General features: G+C 68.4%; 11 protein-coding genes and 2 tRNA genes. 6 read left to right on the top strand and 7 right to left on the bottom strand.

Annotated features, from left to right (window positions below; all coding sequences use genetic code 11):
- Positions 1 to 16 precede the first annotated feature (16 nt).
- Both NQ204_RS06070 and NQ204_RS06065 read right to left on the bottom strand, forming a co-directional pair.
- Positions 17 to 103: transfer RNA gene (locus NQ204_RS06070), tRNA-Leu, on the bottom strand.
- Between the two features lie 159 nt (positions 104 to 262).
- Positions 263 to 347 (bottom strand) — tRNA-Leu (locus NQ204_RS06065).
- Positions 348 to 475: 128 nt separating this feature from the next.
- Here NQ204_RS06065 and rnr point away from each other — a divergent pair.
- From rnr to rlmB, 3 genes are all read left to right on the top strand, one after another.
- Complete coding sequence (gene rnr / locus NQ204_RS06060; RefSeq protein ID WP_256643341.1) at positions 476 to 2,941, top strand: ribonuclease R; 2,466 nt, start codon at positions 476 to 478, stop codon at positions 2,939 to 2,941.
- An 84-nt stretch (positions 2,942 to 3,025) separates the two neighbouring features.
- The gene (locus NQ204_RS06055) at positions 3,026 to 3,520 is read left to right on the top strand and encodes a GFA family protein (protein WP_256643340.1); all 495 of its coding nucleotides are present in this window, start codon (positions 3,026 to 3,028) and stop codon (positions 3,518 to 3,520) included.
- 191 nt (positions 3,521 to 3,711) lie between these two features.
- Positions 3,712 to 4,455 (top strand): 23S rRNA (guanosine(2251)-2'-O)-methyltransferase RlmB, encoded by a 744-nt coding sequence (rlmB, locus tag NQ204_RS06050; RefSeq protein WP_079221277.1) that lies wholly within the window; start codon positions 3,712 to 3,714, stop codon positions 4,453 to 4,455.
- A gap of 167 nt (positions 4,456 to 4,622) precedes the next feature.
- Here the strand turns inward: rlmB and NQ204_RS06045 are convergent, their stop codons facing one another.
- The 3 genes from NQ204_RS06045 to NQ204_RS06035 are packed head-to-tail and all read right to left on the bottom strand — an operon-like array spanning position 4,623 to position 9,261.
- Positions 4,623 to 6,062 carry an efflux transporter outer membrane subunit gene (locus NQ204_RS06045; RefSeq protein ID WP_343238447.1) on the bottom strand — a complete coding sequence of 480 codons (1,440 nt, stop codon included), beginning with the start codon at positions 6,060 to 6,062 and terminating at the stop codon, positions 4,623 to 4,625.
- Positions 6,059 to 8,017, bottom strand: coding sequence for a MacB family efflux pump subunit (locus tag NQ204_RS06040; protein ID WP_256643338.1), 1,959 nt, complete (start codon positions 8,015 to 8,017; stop codon positions 6,059 to 6,061). The genes NQ204_RS06045 and NQ204_RS06040 overlap by 4 nt, the downstream gene beginning before the upstream one ends.
- On the bottom strand, positions 8,014 to 9,261 hold the full coding sequence (locus NQ204_RS06035; protein WP_116863678.1) for an efflux RND transporter periplasmic adaptor subunit: 1,248 nt from the start codon (positions 9,259 to 9,261) through the stop codon (positions 8,014 to 8,016). Before NQ204_RS06035 ends, NQ204_RS06040 begins: the two co-directional genes overlap by 4 nt.
- Positions 9,262 to 9,466: 205 nt before the next feature.
- On the opposite strand from NQ204_RS06035, the gene NQ204_RS06030 reads away from it, so the two are divergent.
- The 3 genes from NQ204_RS06030 to NQ204_RS06020 all read left to right on the top strand — a co-directional run bounded on the left by NQ204_RS06030 (position 9,467) and on the right by NQ204_RS06020 (position 14,916).
- Entirely contained in the window at positions 9,467 to 10,195 is a 729-nt protein-coding gene (locus NQ204_RS06030; protein WP_079221281.1) for a response regulator, read from the top strand.
- Between the two features lie 6 nt (positions 10,196 to 10,201).
- A complete protein-coding gene (locus tag NQ204_RS06025) occupies positions 10,202 to 11,599 on the top strand; it encodes an ATP-binding protein (RefSeq protein ID WP_116863679.1) in 1,398 nt (465 codons plus the stop codon).
- A 293-nt stretch (positions 11,600 to 11,892) separates the two neighbouring features.
- On the top strand, positions 11,893 to 14,916 hold the full coding sequence (locus NQ204_RS06020) for a ligand-binding sensor domain-containing diguanylate cyclase (protein WP_256643337.1): 3,024 nt from the start codon (positions 11,893 to 11,895) through the stop codon (positions 14,914 to 14,916).
- Between the two features lie 52 nt (positions 14,917 to 14,968).
- Here NQ204_RS06020 and rnt read toward each other — a convergent pair whose 3' ends face one another.
- Entirely contained in the window at positions 14,969 to 15,553 is a 585-nt protein-coding gene (gene rnt, locus NQ204_RS06015; RefSeq protein WP_012510544.1) for a ribonuclease T, read from the bottom strand.
- A gap of 135 nt (positions 15,554 to 15,688) precedes the next feature.
- A complete protein-coding gene (locus NQ204_RS06010) occupies positions 15,689 to 16,006 on the bottom strand; it encodes an RcnB family protein (RefSeq protein ID WP_256643336.1) in 318 nt (105 codons plus the stop codon).
- Positions 16,007 to 16,155: the final 149 nt, after the last annotated feature.

Here is a 16,155-nt window from a genome sequence, read left to right as displayed (position 1 = left end):
GTTTTCTTTCTCGACATGGTGCCCAGGAGAGGACTCGAACCTCCACGAAGTTGCCCCCGCTAGCACCTGAAGCTAGTGCGTCTACCAATTCCGCCACCTGGGCGTCGAGGAGCGAGATTATGGGGTGTTGTTACCGAGGTGTCAACACTTCTCGAAAACAATCTCGCGATGGGGTCAGAGCCTTTTCCGTTGGAAAGGGATCCGGCCCTGCTGCTGGATCGCAGGCAAAAAAAATCCCCGCCGAAGCGAGGAGTTTTTTCGTTGGTGCCCAGGAGAGGACTCGAACCTCCACGGTTTTACCCGCTAGTACCTGAAACTAGTGCGTCTACCAATTCCGCCACCTGGGCGTTCCAGAGACGCAATTGTGAAGATGAATCCGCAGGCTGTCAACGATTTCCAACAAATATTTCACGCGGCACTTCCAAGGCCGCCGCTGACCCGTTCTGCACGCCCGCAACGGCTACCATGTAGGGCGATGACTACCAAAAAACCAAGCAAGGGCGGGAGCAAGTCCCGCAGCCAGGCCCCGACCAAGGGCGCCAAGACGGGCGCAGCCCGCACCACCAAGCCGGGCAAGCCGTTGCCGGGCTGGTTCCCCCAATTGAATGAAGGCGGTGCACCGCCGCGCGGCCGCAAGGGCCGCGGCATAGATGCCGCCGCACAGGGCCCGGCCCCGGGCCGCAAACTGCCGCCGACCGGCAAGGTGATCGACGATCCCTTTGCCGCCCGCGAAGCAGAGAAGTACGAACAGCCCATCGCCAGCCGCGAGGCCATCCTGGCCCTGCTGGAACGTTGCGACGGGCCGCAGACCGCCGAAGAACTGGGCGCGCGCCTGGGCCTGACCGCAGCCGACCGTGCCGAAGCACTGTCGCGCCGGCTGGGCGCCATGGTCCGTGACGGCCAGCTGGTGCAGAACCGCCGCGGCGGCTTCGCGCCGATCCAGACCCTGAACCTGGTCACCGGCGTGGTGATCGCCAACCCGGAAGGGTTCGGTTTCCTGCGCCCGGTCGAGGGCGGCGACGACCTGTTCCTGCCGCCCTATGAAATGCGCAAGGTGATGCACGGCGACAAGGTGCTGGCCCGCGTGACCGGCATCGACCACCGCGGCCGCCGCGAAGGCAGCATCGCCCGCGTGCTTGAGCGCGGCATGACCCGCCTGATCGGTCGCTTCAGCATTGAAATGGGCATCAATTACGTGGTGCCCGATGACAAGCGCATCCAGCGCAACGTGCAGGTGCCGCCCGACCAGACCGGTGACGCGCGCGATGGCCAGCTGGTGGTCTGCGAACTGACCCAGGCACCGGACAGCCGTCGCCCGCCGATCGGCCGTATCATCGCCGTGCTCGGCGACAAGCTGACCGCCTCGCTGGTGGTGGAGACCGCCATCCACGGCCACGAACTGCCGTTCGAGTTCCCGCAGGAAGTGCTGGATGAAGCCGCTTCGGTACCGATGGTGGTCGAGCCGGCGATGATCGGCGACCGCGTCGACCTGCGCAGCACGCCGCTGGTGACCATCGACGGTGAAGATGCCAAGGACTTCGATGACGCGGTCTACTGCGAACCGAATGCCGATGGCTTCCGCCTGGTGGTGGCCATTGCCGATGTCTCCAACTACGTGCGCCCGGGCACGCCGCTGGACGAGGAAGCGCAGAAGCGCGCCACGTCGGTGTATTTCCCGGGCTTCGTGGTGCCGATGCTGCCGGAGACCCTGTCCAACGGCATCTGCTCGCTGATGCCCAAGGTCGACCGGATGTGCTTCGTCTGCGACATGCAGATCGACCGCGACGGCGTGGTCAGCCATTCGCGCTTCTACGAAGCGGTGATGAACTCGCACGCGCGCCTGACCTACACCCAGGTGTGGAAGGCGGTGGGCGAGGACGATGCCGATACCAAGGCCTGGATGGGCCCGCTGCTGCCGCAGGTGCAGCGCCTGCACCAGCTGTACAAGGTTCTGTCGAAGGCGCGTGCCAAGCGCGGCGCCATCGAGTTTGAAAGCAGCGAAGTGCGCTTCGTGCTGGATAACCGTGGCGAGGTGACCCAAGCCGGCATGCTGGTGCGCAATGATGCGCACAAGCTGATCGAGGAATGCATGATCGCGGCCAACGTGGAGGCGGCCAAGTACCTGCTGTCGCGCCACGTGCCGGCCCCGTACCGCGTCCACGAGAAGCCGCCGGAGACCAAGTTTGCCGACCTGCTGGAATTCCTCAAGGAGTTCAAGCTGAGCCTGCCGCCGTGGTCGAAGGTGCGCCCGGGTGACTACACCAAGCTGCTGAAGAAGATCCGCGATCGCCCTGATGCCACGCTGCTGGAATCGGTGCTGCTGCGCAGCCAGAGCCTGGCGGTCTACAGCCCGGACAACAATGGTCACTTCGGCCTGGCGCTGGAGGCGTATGCGCACTTCACCTCGCCGATCCGTCGCTATCCCGACCTGCTGGTACACCGTGCGATCAAGCACGCGCTGTCCGGCAAGCCGCTGGACAAGTTCACCTACAACGCCCGCGAGATGGCTGCGCTGGCGCTGCAGTGTTCGGAGCGCGAGCGTCGTGCCGACGAGGCCGAGCGTGAGGTCGACGAGCGCTACCGCGCCGCGTGGATGGAGAAACACGTGGGCGGCCAGTTCGACGGCGTGATCAGCGGCGTGACCAGCTTCGGTCTGTTCGTGGAGCTGGATGATTCCAAGGTGCAGGGCCTGGTCCATGTGACCCAGCTGCCGCAGGACTATTACAAGTTCGACGCCACCCGAAAGACGCTGACCGGCGAACGCCGCGGCGGCAGCTACCGGTTGGGCGACCGCGTGCGCATCCTGGTGCTGAAGGCCAGCATGGAAGAGCGCAAGATCGACTTCCGCTTGGTCGAGCATAAGGGCGATGACGAGGGTGATGGCCTGCCGCCGCTGCCCGAACGCTGCAAGCCGGCCAAGCGCACGAAAAAGCAGTATTGAAAGGCGTGCCGACCAACGGTCGGCACCCACCTTACCCGGTAGGTGCCAACCATTGGTTGGCACGACGTTCCGGAGGAACCCAGCATGCAAGGCCAATCCGAGTACCGCGGCGGCTGCCAATGCGGCGCCATCCGCTTCGAGGCGCGCGGCGCCCTCACCGACAGCTCGATCTGCCACTGCCGGATGTGCCAGAAGGCCTTCGGCGCCTACTACGCACCGCTGGTCTCGGTGCGCGGCGCGCAGTTCAGCTGGACCCGCGGCCAGCCGCGCTATTTCCAGTCCTCCAACGTGGTCCGCCGTGGCTTCTGCGGCGACTGCGGCACCCCGCTGACCTACGAGGCCCCGGACGGCATGGCCGTGGCCGCCGGCGCCTTCGACGAACCCGAGCGCCTGCCGCCGACCCTGCAGTACGGCATGGAGCGCAAGCTGCCCTTCGTGGATGGCCTGGGCCTGCTGCCCGGCAGCCGCACCGAGGAGGACGTGGCCGCCCTGGAATTCCTGGCCACGATCGTGTCCCACCAGCACCCTGACCACGACACCCCGCACTGGCCGCCGCGCACCCGTTCAGCGGAAGGATGAACGGCGGGTAGAGCCGGGCCGTGCCCGGCGAGCGCGCAGCGCGGCAGGCAGAAGCGTGCGGACCAACGGTCCGCACCTACCAACCAACGGGCGGCACCTGCCGGGTAGCGCCGGGCCATGCCCGGCGAACGCGCAGCGCGGCCGCCGCCGATGCTCTACCATAGCCACCCCCTTTCCGGTTCGGCCCCCGCATGAGCAAGAACAGCCAGTGGATCGTCGGCGTCAACGCCGTCGCCTCCTCCATCGAGAACGACGCCGACAACGTCCGCGAAGTGCTGGTCGAGGCCGGTGCGAAGAACCCGCGTCTGGTCGAAATCGAGGAAAACGCCCGCCGCAAGGGCATCGACGTGCGCAAGGTCAACAGCCAGGCGCTGGACGGTGTCGGCGGCTCGGTGCGCCACCAGGGCGTGGCCGCGCGCTATGCGGCCGCCCGCACCTACAGCGAGAACGAGCTGGAAGGCCTGGTCACCGCTGCCGAGGGCAAGGCCCTGCTGCTGGTGCTGGACGAGGTGCAGGACCCGCACAACCTGGGTGCCTGCCTGCGCTCGGCTGCGGCGGCCGGTGCCACCGCGGTGATCATTCCCAAGGACAAGTCGGCCACGGTCAATGCCACGGTGCGCAAGACCTCGGCCGGTGCCGCCGATCTCATCCCGGTGGTGGCGGTGACCAACCTGTCGCGCTGCCTGAAGGACCTGCAGAAGCAGGGCGTGTGGATCTACGGCTTGGCCGGTGAAGCCACCGCGTCGCTGTACCAGCTGGACCTGAAGGGCAACATCGCCCTGGTGCTGGGCGGCGAAGCCGACGGTTTGCGCCGCCTGACCCGCGAGAACTGCGATGGCCTGGTCAAGATCCCGATGCCGGGCGAGATCGAGAGCCTGAACGTCTCCGTCGCCGCAGGCGTCAGCCTGTTCGAGGCCGTGCGCCAGCGCGGTTGATCGGCTGACGGTTTTGTAGAGCCGAGCCCATGCTCGGCTGCTTCCTGATCGGGACGACGCGGCCGCGCGGCCTGCGACAGCCGAGCATGGGCTCGGCTCTACGGAAGTCGCGTGTCGACCAAGGTCGACACCTGCCAGAGCGGTGCACCCCGCCATCCCATGGAGCCTTACCCCGCGCTGCCGCCCAGCGCCTTGAACAGGGTCACGTCGTTGTTCAGCTGGCTCTGCCGCACGCGCGCCAGTGACAGCTCGGCATCGCGCCGGGTCTGCTGTGCTTCCAGCCATGTACGCAGGTCCGTAGCACCCACCCGGTAGCGCACTTCCTGCGCGCGCTCCACTTCCACGGCCTGGTCATACGATGCCTGCGAAGCGGCCACCTGGCGCGCCAGCTGCTCGCGCGCCGACAGCGCGTTGTCCACTTCCGAAAGTGCGGTGTACAGCGTCTTGCGGAAGTTGGTCGCGGCGATCTGGTAGCCGGTCCCGGCAATGTCGGTGTCCAGCTGCGCGCGCTGCAGGCTGAGGAAGGGCAGCGACAGGCCGGCGCCAAGTGTGGCCACCGGGTTGCGCAGCACATCCCCCAGCGAGGTCGCACTGGAGCCGAGGCTGCCGGTCAGGCTCAGCGCCGGGTAGTACTGGGTGGCGGTCACCTTGATGGTCTTCAGGCTGTTGCGCAGGCGCAGCTCGGCCGCGCGCAGGTCGGGGCGGCGGCCCAGCAGGTCGGCCGGCAGGCCTTCGTCGATGCCCGGGCTGCGGGCGGCCTGCAGGTCCTGCGGCTCATCCTGCTGCGGCCACGGCGTGCCATCCAGCAGCACCGTCAACGCGTTGCGGACTTCCACCCGCTGCTGTTCCAGCGCGCTCTGCGCCGAACGCTGCGATTCCAGGTTCTGCAGAGCCTGACGCACTTCCAGCCGCGATACCGCACCGGCGTCGAAGCGCACCTGCACCAGGTCGCGGGTGCGCTCCAGGCGTTGCAGGTTGGCCTCGCCGCTGGCGATGGACTGGTTGAGGTAGGCCAGCGTCCAGTACTGGCTGATCGTGTCGCCGATCACCAGCAGGGCGGTGTTCTGCCGGTCCTCCTCGCTGGCCTGGGCTTCCCAGCGGGCGATGTCGCGCGCGGTGCGCAGGCGGCCCCACAGGTCCACCTCCCACGACAGCGACACGCCGGTGGAATAGCCGCGGCTCCAGTCGGCGGCCTGGTCGGTGGGACGGCTGCCGCTGGCGCTGACGCCGGACGAGGACGGCTGCGGCCACAGCGCGTTGCTGGCCAGGCCGGCCTGCAGGCGGGCGCGCTGCACGGCCAGGCCGGCGGCACCGAGGTCGCTGTTGGCGGCCAGGGCCTGCGCCACCAGGCGGTCCAGGCGCTCGTCACCGAAGCCGGTCCACCAGGTGTCCTGGCGGACGTCGCGGCCCGGGGTGTCCAGGCTGCTGCGCGGGTCATCGGCCGGCGCGTTGAGGGTGGCATCGCCACGGCCATAGGTCGCGGCCACGGCCGGGTCTTCGGTGGGGTAGCGGCCCACCGAGGCGCAGCCGGACAGGGCGAGCAGCACCGCGCCGACCAGCAGCAGGCGCGAAGGGGCAGGGGAGGTCAGTCGGGTCATCATTTTCATTCGCGGGCCAGGGCCTCCACCGGGTCGAGCTGGGCGGCATTGCGTGCCGGCAGGAATCCAAACGCCACGCCGATCAGGGTCGAGCAGGCAAACGCGGCGATGATCGAGGCAGTGGAGAACACCACCTGGAAATTACTGGAGAAGTGGCCGATCAGCACGCCCAGCAGCAGCGCAAGGCCGATGCCGAGCAGGCCGCCGATCAGGCATACCAGCACCGCTTCGATCAGGAACTGCCGGCGGATGTCGCTCTGCCGCGCACCCACAGCCATGCGCACGCCGATCTCGCGGGTCCGCTCGGTCACCGACACCAGCATGATGTTCATGACGCCGATGCCGCCGACCAGCAGGGCGATGGCGGCGATCGCGCCGATCAGCAGGGTCATCGTGCGCGTGGTCTGCTCGATGGTCTCGCGGATCTCGGCGCTGTTGCTGAGGAAGAAATCCTCGGTGCCGTGGCGCAGGGTCAGCAGCCGGGTGATGGCCTCCTGCGCGGCATCCATCGGTGTTTCATCGTTGACGCGCACGGTGATGCTGGAGACGTAGCTCTGCCCCAGCATGCGCGACATCACCGTGGTGTACGGCACGAACACGCCCAGGCTGGTGCTGCCACCGAAGCCGAAGCTCTGCTTCTTGGCTACACCGACCACGCGTACCGGCACGTTGCCCAGCAGGATCACCTGGCCGATCGGGTCGCTGTCGGGGAAGAACTGGGTCTTCGTGTTCTCGTCGATCACGCCTACCTGCGCCAGGCCGCGGATCGCGTCGGTGTCGAAGAAGCTGCCGTCGAGCAGGGTCACACCCTTCACCCGGAAATACTGCTCGCCGACGCCGCTGATCTGCGCCGTCGCAGACTGGTTGCGGTAGCGCGCGGTCACCGAGGCGGACACACTGGGCGTAGCGCTGTCCACGTAGCTCTGTTGCGACAGCGCATCTGCATCGGTGGCCTTCAGCGTCTGCACGCGCGCCGAGCGCATGTCACCGAAGCCACGGCCGGGGTAGACGTCGATGGTGTTGGTGCCCAGCGCGCTGATGTTCTGCAGGATCTGCTGCTGCGAGCCGTTGCCCAGCGCCACCACCGACACTACCGAGGCGATGCCGATGATGATGCCGAGCATGGTCAGGAAGGTGCGCAGGCGGTGGGCGTTCATCGCCAGCAGCGCCATCCGGAACGCTTCGGTGAAGCGATCGCGAGCCGCGCGCCAGCTGCTGCCATGGGCGACGTCGGCGCTGGGCTGGCGCTGCGCACGGTAGTCCGGCGCCTTCGGATTGGCGCGGTCGGCGATGATCTCGCCGTCGCGGATCTCGATGATGCGCTGGGCGTGCTCGGCCACGCTCATGTCGTGGGTGACGATGATGATGGTGTGGCCTTCGGCATGCAGCTCGCCGAGGATGGCCATAACTTCCTCACCGGATTTCGTGTCCAGCGCGCCGGTCGGTTCGTCGGCGAGGATCACCTCGCCGCCGTTCATCAGGGCGCGGGCGATCGACACGCGCTGCTGCTGGCCGCCGGACAGCTGGCCCGGCTTGTGGTGCATGCGGTCGTGCAGGCCCAGCCGCTGCAGCAGCTGCTCGGCGCGCGCGTTGCGGATCGGCCCGGGGCTGCCGGCATACACCGCCGGCACTTCCACGTTGCCACGCGCATCGAGGTCGCCCAGCAGGTGGTAGCGCTGGAAGATGAAACCGAAATGCCCGCGTCGCAGCTCGGCCAGCTCGTCCGGCTCCATCTTTCCGGTTTCGCGGCCGGCCACCTGGTAGCTGCCGCGCGTCGGGCGGTCCAGGCAGCCGAGGATGTTCATCAGCGTCGATTTGCCCGAGCCGGACTGGCCGACGATGGCCACCATCTCACCGGCATGGATGTCCAGGTTGACGTCGCGCAGCACGGCGATGACGTCCTCGCCGGCCGGGAACTCGCGGCGCAGGTCACGCAGGCGCAGCAGGGGCGCCGTCATGCTCATCGGCGCGGACCCATGCCACCGGGCGGGCCCATGCGCATCGCGCCGCCGCTGCGGTTGCCGGTGCCGCTGCTGGCGGCGGCCGCACCGCCTTCGCCGACCACCACGCGCTCGCCCTCCTTCAGCCCGGACAGGATCTGCGCGGAGGCACCGTTGTTGATGCCGACCTTGACCTTGCGCGGCTGCGGCTGGCCCTGTTCGTTGACCACGCGCACCACGCGCTCGCTGTCACGCGTCTTCGGGCCCAGCGCCACGGCCGGCACCAGCAGCGCGCCCTTGGCCTGCTGCAGCAGCACCGAGACCTGCGCGGTCATGTCGATGCGCAGGGTGCCATCGGGGTTTTCCACGTCGAACAGCGCGTTGTAGTAAACCGCGCTGCTGGAACTGGAGCTGGACGAGCTGCTGGAGCTGGACGAGCTTTCGTTGGCGATGGACGACGGCGCCGGATTGATCTGGCGCAGCGTGGCGTGGTACTTGCGGTCCGGATCGCCGAGGGTGGTGAAGTACACCGGCATGCCGGCCTTGATCTTGACCACGTCGGCCTCGGAGACCTCGGCATTGACGGTGACCACGTCCAGGCGCGCCAGCATGACGATGGTCGGCGCGGTCTGGTTGGCGTTCACCGTCCGGCCTTCCTCGGCCACCACCGCGACCACGGTGCCGTCCATCGGCGCGGTGATGCGGGTGTAGGCGAGGTTGGCGCGGGCGGTGCCCAGTTCGGTCTCGCGGCCCTTGATCTGCGCCTCGTACGACTGCAGCTGGGCGCGGGCGGTCTTCAGTGTGGCTTCGGCGGCATCGTATTCCTGCCGCGAGGTGGCCTCGGCGGCCAGCATTTCCTTCTGCCGGGCGAAGTCCAGCTCGGCCTGGCGCAGGCTGGCCTGCTGCACGGCGCGCTGGGCGATCACCTGGTCCAGCGAGGCCTGGGCGTTAAGCACCTGGTTCTGCTGGGTGGTGGCGTCGATCTCGGCGATCAGGTCGCCTTCCTTCACCGTATCGCCCAGCTGCACCTTCAGCGATTTGATCTGGCCCGAGGCCTGCGCACCGACGCTGACCAGCTTGTAGGCATCGATAACACCGGTGGCTTCCACCGTCTGTTCGATGTCGCCGCGGCTGACCGGGCTGGTGGCCAGGGCCGGGGCGGCGGGCTTGCGCAGCAGCCACCAGGCGCACGCGGCAGCAATGACGACAAGCAGGACAATCACGATCAGACGACCCCGGCGGGTCGCGGGCAACAGGCGGGAGATCACGTGCGGGCTTCACTCGGGCAGGCCGCCGCAGCGGCAATGGTGGGCATTGTGAAGATCGGGCGCAGGCGGGCTCAATCCTCGGGGTGTGTCTGTGTGTAACACTGTCGGCCGAAACGCGTAACTGCAGGTATCCGGCCCCGGCGTGGATACAGTGGTACGCACTGGACAGGATGCGGTTCAGCTCCCGACACGGGAAAATCGCGATATGGAGACTGAAAACCCGATGCATCGCCTGTTGATCGTCGACGACGACAATGACATCCGTACCCTGCTGGCCGAACAGCTCGGCCGCGCCGGCTACCTGGTCAGCACCGCGGCCGATGGCACCAGCATGCGCCAGCTGCTGGAGCGCGAGCACGTGGACCTGATCGTGCTGGACCTCAACCTGCCGCGTGAGGATGGCCTGACCCTGTGCCGTGATCTGCGCGCGCGCTCGAACACGCCGGTGATCATGCTGACCGCTCGTGCCGAGCCGATCGACCGCGTGCTGGGCCTGGAAATGGGCGCCGACGATTACCTGGCCAAGCCGTTCGAGCCGCGCGAGCTGTTGGCGCGCATCCGCAACGTGCTGCGCCGGACCGAGGCCCTGCCGGCCAACCTGGAGCCGCTGGCGGTGCGCCGCGCGCGCTTCTCACGCTGGATCTTCGATCTGGAACACCGCCACCTGGTCGACCCCGATGGCCGCGTGGTGGTGCTGTCCGGCGCCGAGTTCCGCCTGCTGCGGGTGTTCATCGCGCACGCCAACAAGGTGCTCTCGCGCGAACAGCTGGTGGCGCTCAGCAGCGGCCGCAACTACGAGGCGCAGGACCGCGCGATCGACCTGCAGGTCAGCCGGCTGCGCAACAAGCTGGCCGACGATGGCGGCCCCGATGGCCTGATCAAGACCGTGCGCAACGAAGGCTATGTACTGGCCTCGGCCGTCAACCTGGAATAAGCCGTGATGAAGCGCCTGCGCCACTTCCTGTCCTCGATGGTGGGGCGGCTGTTCGTGATCCTGCTGCTGGGCATGTCGGTGGCCGCGATCGGCGCGACCATGCTGGCCACGTCCAAGCGCCAGCAGGACTTCGAACGGCAGAACCTCAACCGCATCGCCGACCGCCTGCAGGGCTACGTCAACCTGCTCGACGGCAACCCGGAACTGCGTGACCGCCTGCTGGAAATGGGCGGGCCGAGCGTGCGCGCGCTGCAGCCCGGCGCTCGCCTGGGCCGCGTCGATACGGCGCTGATGGAAGTGCTCGATGACCGCCCCGGACCGGTGGCGCGCGCGCATGTGCACTTCACCTCGTTCCGCTCGTGCATCCCCAAGCTGCAGGAACTGCTGCCGCCGCCACCGCCGGGCCAGCGGCGCCCGCCACGTGAACGCGACCCGTCCTTCATCCCGCCCAAGTGCCGGGCCGTGGACGTGGTCCTCAGCGATGGCACCTCGCTGAAGCTGGCGCTGGATTCGCCGGCGGTGGCGCACAACGGCGTGCTGGCCGTAGACCCGCTGTTCCTGACCCTGCTGGTGCTGGCGATCGCCGTGCTGGCCTACATCGTTTCGCGCATGGCCAGCGCGCCGCTGCAGGAACTGGCCTCGGCAGCCGAGGAACTGGGCGACGACCTGCAGCGCGACCCGTTGCCCCTGCGCGGCCCGCGCGAAGTGCAGCGCGCCGCCGAGGCATTCAATGCCATGCAGCAGCGGCTGCAGCGGCACTTGGCCGAACGCACGCAGATGCTGGCGGCGATCACCCACGACCTGCAGACGCCGCTGACCCGGCTGCGCCTGCGCCTGGAAAACGTGACCGACGAGATCCTCCGCGAGCGCCTGATCGGCGACCTCGCAGCCATGCAGGCCCTGGTGCGAGAAGGCTTGGAGCTTGCCCGCAGCGCCGAGAGCGCCGAACAGCGCGCGGCCCTCGACCTGGATTCGCTGCTGGAGAGCATCGTCGAGGACACCGCCGAGGCGGGCGCCGACGTGGCCTTCGAAGGCGCCAGTGGCGCGGTGCTGATGCTGCGGCCGCTGGCGATGCACCGCCTGTTCTCCAACCTGGTGGACAACGCGGTGATGTATGCCGAGCGCGTGCGGGTGCGGGTGGAACGCAGCGGCGGTGGCATCACCGTGGTGGTGGCCGACGATGGCCCGGGGCTGGCCGATGACCAGCTCGAAGCGGTGTTCGATCCCTTCGTGCGGGTGGAAACCTCACGCTCGCGGCAGACCGGCGGCGCTGGCCTGGGCCTGACCATCGCCCGCGCGCTGGCCGAGAAGGACGGCGCCCGGCTGTGGCTGCGCAACCGCCCCGAGGGCGGACTGGAAGCGGTGGTGCAGTGGCCGGCGGGCAGCCCGGCGGCCGGGCGCTGAGTCGGGGGTCCGGATAGTTACGGTCAGAGCCCTCTGCGTGCGCAGAGGGATCCGGCCCCGGGTCGGATCCCTTCCGCCGCAGGCGTAAGGGCTCTGCCCCCGCCTCAGACCCCGGCTTTCACGCCGCGGTGACGCCGAGGGGGGTGTTTGCCCTATCATTCGCCCCATCTCCCCACAGTTCCCGCGATGAGCCAGCCTGTTCACACCGGCGCGCGGCCCCGTACCGCCCGGTTGTTCCTGTTCCTGCCTGTTGCCATGCGCGGCAACCGCACCTGGCCGCTGCCGTTGCAGTAATGGGCGGTCAGGGGGCTGGCAGGCGCCTGGCGGGGCGCCACCCGGAACACCATGTTCGTCGCCTGTTGCGGCTCGGTGTGCTGTGGCTGTTGCTGCTGCTGGCGTCGCCGCTGACGGCCCAGACCGTCGCGCCGCCGCTGCGCGATTACGCCATCGACGTGTGGACCTCGCGCAACGGCCTGCCGCACAACTCGCTGCGCGACATCGCCCAGACCCCCGAAGGCCACCTGTGGTTCGCCACCTGGGAAGGCCTGGTGCGCTACAACGGCCTGGATTTCACCGTGTTCGACCGCAGCACGCGGCCGGGCCTGCGCGACAACGGCATCGGCGCGCTGCTGGTGGACCGCCAGGGCGGGCTGTGGATCAGCGATTCGCGCGGCAACGTGACCTACCGCAGCAGCGCCGGCCAGTGGCGGGTCTGGGAACACCAGGCCAACACCCCGGAAGTGCTGATCCAGTCCATGCAGATGGACAGCCAAGGGCGCCTGTGGCTGCTGTACGAAGGCAAGGGCATCGCCTACCTGACCCCGGAATCCGGCATAGTCTACCAGCCGCCGCCGCCGGACCTGCCACTGGCGATGAGCTTCACCAAGCTGGTGGTCGATGCCCAGGACCGGGTCTGGATCGGCACCCTCGATGGCCTGGTGCTGCGCGACAACGATGGCGAGCTCAAGCGTGCGCCGGCCGAATGGGGCGTCGGCAAAGGCCTGACCTGGCCTTATCGAGCACCGGATGGCGCCCTGTGGATCGTGGCCGGCGAACGCCTGTACCGGGTCGAGGATGACCGCCTGGTGCGGGTCCACAGCCTGCCCGGCCAGCTGCACATGACCGCGATGCTGCAGGACCGCCACGGCGACATCTGGCTGGGCACCGAGAACCAGGGCCTGCTGCGCATCTCCAGCCACGGCCTGGAGCGCCTGCCGGCCGGCCTGAACCTGCCCGGCGGGCGGGTGGTGAGCCTGCGCGAGGACGCCGAGGGCAGCATCTGGGTCGGCGCCAACGGTGGCCTGTACCGCCTGCGCGAAACGCTGTTCAGCAGCTACACCGAGCGCGATGGCCTGAGCGGTGACTACGTGCGCACCGTGTTCGAGGACCGCGATCGCCGGCTGTGGGTGGGCAGCGCCAGCGGCCTGGACCTGCAGACCGCCGATGGCCGCTTCCGCGCGATGCCGCTGCACAACCGGGGTGGCAAGGCGGCGTCGGTGCTGAGCCTGGCCCAGGATCCCGGCGGCGACGTCTGGGTGGGCACCTTCGGCGACGGCGTCTACCGCCTGCGCGCCGATGGAAGCCTGCGCCACAACTACGATGCCGCCGATGGCATGCCGGGTGGCAATATCCGCGCGATCAGCGTCGATCCGTCCGGCGTGGTCTGGGCCGGCACGCAGAAGGGCGTGGTGCGCATCGACGGCGCCCGCGTGCGGGTGGCAAACATGCCGGGCATGCCCACCGGCCTGATCACCGCGCTGGAACACGATCACCAGGGCAACCTGTGGATCGGCACCATCGAGGGCATCCGCGTGCTGCGCAGCGACCACGTACAGGCCATCGACCTGGCACCGTTGGGCGGTGGCCGCAGTGTGTTCGGCTTCCACCAGATCGGCGACGCGATGTGGATCAGCAGCGACCGTGGCCTGTACCGCTGGTACAAGGACCGCCTGTCGCGGGTCGGCCTGGAGCAGGGCATGCCGGTCGATACGGTGTTCCAGCTGGTTCCCGACCGGCTGGGCAATGTGTGGATCAGCAGCAACCGCGGCGTGCTGCGCACCGACATGGCGACCTTGAACGCGGTGGCTGACGGCCGCGCGCCGCGGGTGACCGTGGAGCGCTACAACGAGATCGACGGCATGGCCAACGCGCAGGCCAATGGCAGCTCGGCGCCGTCGGCGATCCTGCGCCAGGATGGCAGCTTCTGGGTGGTCACCGCCGGTGGCCTGAGCACGGTGGACCCGCAGCGCCTGCAGCGCTTCCGCGAACGCCCGGCGCCGCCGGCGGCGATCGAGAACGTGCAGGTCGATGGCGCGCAGGTGCATTGGGAAGGGCCCGAGCGCAACCTGATTCCCGGCGGGCGCCGGCTGGCGGTGAGCTTCGTCGGCCTCAGCTACCTGATGTCCGACCGCATCCGTTACCGCACCCGGCTGGAAGGCCTGGACGCCGGCTGGGTCGAGCGTGGCCCGCAGCGCAGCGTGGAGTACGTCGGCCTGCCACCAGGCGACTACACCTTGCACGTGGCGGCCTCGCACCCGGGCGGCGCCTGGGGCCAGCAGGAAGCGGTGTGGAGTTTCACCGTCGAGCCGTTCTGGTGGCAGCGGCACAGCGTGCAGGCCTTCATCGGCCTGTTGCTGCTGGGCGCGCTGGTGGCGCTGTACCGTTTCCTGCTGCAGCAGTACAAGGCCAGCAACCTGCGCCTGGCCCGGCGGGTGGATGAAGCAACCTTCGACCTGCAGGCGCAGACGGTGCACCTGCAGGCGTTGAACCAGGAAAAGACCGAGCTGGCCGAGCGCTTGGCGCGGCAGGCCGAGGCGTTCGAGCGGCAGGCCCGCGAGGATGCGCTGACCGGCCTGGCCAACCGCCGCGGCTTCGACGAGACGCTGGCGCGTGATTTCGCCCGTTCGCAGCGCAGCGGCCATCCGTTGAGCCTGGTGGTGCTGGACATCGATCACTTCAAGGACGTCAACGACACCTACAGCCACAGCATCGGCGATCTGGTGCTGAAGGAAGTGGCCGAAGTGATCGCCGCAGCCTGCCGCGATTCGGACCTGCCGGCGCGTACCGGTGGCGAAGAGTTCGCGCTGCTGCTCAATGACACGCGCCTGGAAGAAGCGGCGCAGGTCTGCGCGCGCCTGCGCGGCCTGTTCCATGACCATCCGGACTGGGCCGGAGTGAAGGGTCTGCGGGTGACCTTCAGTGCGGGTCTGGTGGAACTGGCCAATGACGACCGCACCCCGGCGTTGCTGTACCAGCGCGCCGACCGCGCGCTGTACCGCGCCAAGAGCGACGGCCGCGACCGCACCAGCATCGGGTAATTGCCATTTGGTTGGTGGGTGCGGACCGTTGGTCCGCACTGCAGGTGTGAATCTACCGCGGCCAGGCGTTGGCGATGGTGCAGAACAACCGTGCCGTCTGCTCGGTGTCGTACACCGCGCTGTGCGCCTCGTTCGCATCCCAGCCCAGGCCGGCGGCATTGGCTGCACGCGCCAGGACCGTCTGCCCATAGGCGATACCGGCCAGGGTGACCGTGTCGAACACGCTGAAGGGATGGAACGGGTTGCGCTTGTGGCCGGTGCGGGCCACGGCGGCATTGACGAAGCCCAGGTCGAAATGGGCGTTGTGCCCGACCAGGATCGCGCGCTGGCAGCCGTACTTCTTCATCGCTGCGCGGACCGGGGTGAAGATGTGGTCCAGCGCGGCCTTCTCTTCCTTCGCCAGCCGGAACGGATGGTCGAGGATGATGCCGGTCACTTCCAGCGACTTCGGGTCGATCTCCAGGCCTTCGGCGGGGACCACGTGGGCACTGGCGGTCTGGCCCGGGTAGAGCAGGCCGTTCTCGTCCATCTCGATCGGCACGGCGGCGATTTCCAGCAGCGCGTTGCGCTGGCTGTCGAAGCCGCCGGTTTCCACGTCCACCACCACCGGCAGGAAGCCGCGGAACCGTTGCGACATCGCGCGCTGCGCCATCGGAACCAAGGAAACAGGGGCGGTGTCAGCTGCGGGGGTGGGGTCAGTCATGCGCGGATTCTAGCAGAGCGACCCTGAGCGCCCGGCCACGCATCGCATGGCCGGGAGGCTGTGCACGGGTCAGCGGCGTGCCAGCACCACGTCGGCGATGACGCCGGTGGCCACGGCAATCAGCACGTAACGGCCGTCGACCTTGCGCCATTCCTGGCCGCGGGTGGGGGCGTGCAGGCCATGGTGGCGGTAATCGCGGACGTACTCGCCGCGGTGGTCACGGGCGAGCGTGTGGCCGCGACGGGGCGGATCGCGACGGTCGTCGTGGTGATCCTTGTGGCCGTGGTGGTCGTCGCGCCCACCGGCGCCATAGGGCGCGGCCATCGCGGGCGAGACGGCGGTGGCCAGCAGGGTCAGCGAAAGGGCGGCGGCAATCAGGCGCTTCATGGGGCAACTCCGGGGGAAGGACGTGGTCATCGAGGCCACGGATCCAGCATCGGATTTTTTTGATGAATAGGTAATTAAATCGGCCTTTTGCGCGGTTTCGGCGCGTATCGGCGTGTAACGGGCTGGCCGCCAGACCGGTAGATGCCAAC

Origin of the sequence: Stenotrophomonas testudinis (assembly GCF_024499815.1) — a bacterium.
GTDB lineage: Bacteria > Pseudomonadota > Gammaproteobacteria > Xanthomonadales > Xanthomonadaceae > Stenotrophomonas.
Note: the sequence above shows the minus strand (reverse complement) of the source record. Positions and strands in the feature narration are given on the sequence as shown.